We start from the raw sequence: 656 nt of genomic DNA on the forward strand, positions 1-656 counted from the left end.
AGTCAAGTCGTTTGATTATGAGACACGGGGGACGGGTGCCGGAACAGCAGACAGCCAAGTTTCCTCGGACGAACAACGTGGCAATGGCCCGGCGGAATATGAAGGGGCTTCGCTACTGCCTTATTCTACGAACGCCTACAATCCGGGGTACGCTGGTGGGCAGACGTACTGTATAATCGGCCCGAGTAGTAGTACTTCGAGCGTAACACCAAGCGCGTGGGCAGGCAGTACGTGCAACTTGCGGGGCATCTCTAATCACCTGATGGCCGTTTGGGCCACCGTCCCGGTCAATAACTCATCTCCGAATACTTCCGTGCTGGTGTGGCAAACGAACGTGCGGGTGGTGGAAGGCGGGGAGTACACTTTTTACGCGGAAATGCAGGACCTGATGGCAGACTATACTTCCGGCTGCCCGGTCCTATCGCCTGGCGTCCAAGCGCCAACGTTTGAGATGCGGGTCAACTCGCTGCCAGTGACTCGGACCAACTTCAACACAGCCAAGTATACGGCCTTGTCCCCAGGGATAGCCACGTTTCAAATCTACATTAGTGCCTTCAACGGGCCATTAAATACCCCTTACTATTATCCGCAGTCATTTCCGACTTCCCCACGGACCATGAATTGTCTTGTCGGCATCGATAACGTCAGGATTCAGG

Annotated in this window: 1 protein-coding gene; it reads left to right on the forward strand. The window is 54.9% G+C overall.

Going from position 1 to position 656, the window contains the following annotated elements:
• Nucleotides 1–262: 262 nt before the first annotated feature.
• Nucleotides 263–656, forward strand: a 394-nt coding sequence (locus ACYU70_RS22425) for a hypothetical protein (RefSeq protein WP_460616136.1), incomplete at its 3' end; no start/stop codon positions are given.

It is taken from the genome of Hymenobacter segetis (assembly GCF_054776495.1).